This is a genomic window from Anaplasma marginale str. Florida (assembly GCF_000215485.1).
GTDB classification, from domain to species: Bacteria; Pseudomonadota; Alphaproteobacteria; order Rickettsiales; family Anaplasmataceae; genus Anaplasma; species Anaplasma marginale.
On sequence record NZ_AFMS01000036.1, the window covers coordinates 1 to 1,412 of the forward strand.

Consider the following 1,412-nt stretch of genomic DNA (forward strand, 5'->3'; position numbering starts at 1 on the left):
GGTTTGACGTCATCGACGAGGCTAATAAGGATAACTGTTTCACGGAAGTTGTTAAACGCGGGTTGAGGCTCGGCCTTGCAGTTATGATACTTTCAGAGACTATGTTCTTTTTTGCCTTTTTTTGGTCTTTTTTTAAGGCTTGGCTTTTTCCGGTTTATAATCTGATAGATTTTTCAGAGAAGATAAACACCTCTTGGCCGCCAAAAGGGATAAAAACTGTCGATCCATGGTCCATACCTTTCTTTAACACTATAACTCTTCTACTTTCCGGCTTTGCAGTTACATGGTCTCACCATTTTCTCTTAGAGGGAGATATGAAATCTTCCTCTCGGATGCTGTTATTTACGATTATTCTCGGAATTGTTTTTTCGTCTTTTCAATGTATCGAATATACACACATAGATTTTCCGTTTAAGGGGGTTGGTGAAGGGGCTATATATTCCTCTAATTTTTATATGGCAACTGGGTTTCATGGAATACACGTATTATTAGGGATAGTTTTTTTATTCGTTTGTTGGGTAAGAATGAAAAGGGGTAAGGTTTCCCCTGATTGCCACATTGGTTTTGAATGCGCCGCCTGGTATTGGCATTTTGTAGATGTAATTTGGCTGTTTTTATTTCTTTTTATGTACGTTATTAGCTCATGATTTTTTACAGCTAGTGGTGTGATGATCATTGGTATAGATCCTGGGCTTGAGTTTACTGGCTGGGGGGTGGTTTCTAGTACAAATTCCCAATCCGTGTGCCTTCTAGATAGTGGAGTAATTTCCACTAGGGGTATTAGCAGAGAGAGTGAAAAGCTATATAAAATCTACGTATCGCTTCTTTCAGTTCTGAGTTTATATAAAATAGACGAGGCATCGATCGAGAAGGTTTTTATAAACTCAAACCCTAGATCGTCAATGTCATTATGCTACGCTAGAGCCGCGTCGACAATTTCCGTTATGTCTAGAGGGATTGATATATATGAATATTCCTCTACTGCCATAAAAAATGTATAACCGGAAGTGGCATGGCCCCAAAGGAGCAAGTTTCGTTTATGGTAAGGAGTTCACTTGGGATAAAGCAAGATGTTGAAATCAATAACCACTCATCAGATGCAATAGCCGCCGCTTTATGCCACGTATATAATACTAGAAATAGAAATTTTGCTTTAAAATAGCTTTTTCTCGGTTCCGTTTATCATTCTAATTACATTATCTCTATGCTTTATTAGTACGATAATTGACATAGCTATATAGAAGATTGATGAGTTAAAATTTTCAGTTACTGCGCAGTATATACACGAGGAAATAATTGAAAATTTATCGAGGATAGTGACGAGTATCTGAATATCATAAAAACAACGGCCCAGGTTATTATAAATAAGAAAAATATTTTATATTATAGATAGCACAACCCCTATAGTAGGG

The 1,412-nt window shown here is 37.0% G+C and carries 1 protein-coding gene and 2 pseudogenes; 2 read left to right on the forward strand and 1 reads right to left on the reverse strand.

Annotated features, from left to right (window positions below; all coding sequences use genetic code 11):
- Together GAC_RS01055 and ruvC are read left to right on the forward strand one after the other, a co-directional pair.
- Positions 1 to 647 (forward strand): cytochrome c oxidase subunit 3 (locus tag GAC_RS01055; RefSeq protein WP_037349035.1); only part of this gene is annotated, 647 nt, incomplete at its 5' end.
- A gap of 18 nt (positions 648 to 665) precedes the next feature.
- Positions 666 to 1,162: pseudogene (ruvC, locus tag GAC_RS01060) on the forward strand (crossover junction endodeoxyribonuclease RuvC).
- Here ruvC and GAC_RS06170 read toward each other — a convergent pair.
- A pseudogene (locus tag GAC_RS06170) lies at positions 1,154 to 1,412 on the reverse strand (glycerol-3-phosphate acyltransferase); the annotation flags it as partial. The pseudogenes ruvC and GAC_RS06170 overlap by 9 nt on opposite strands.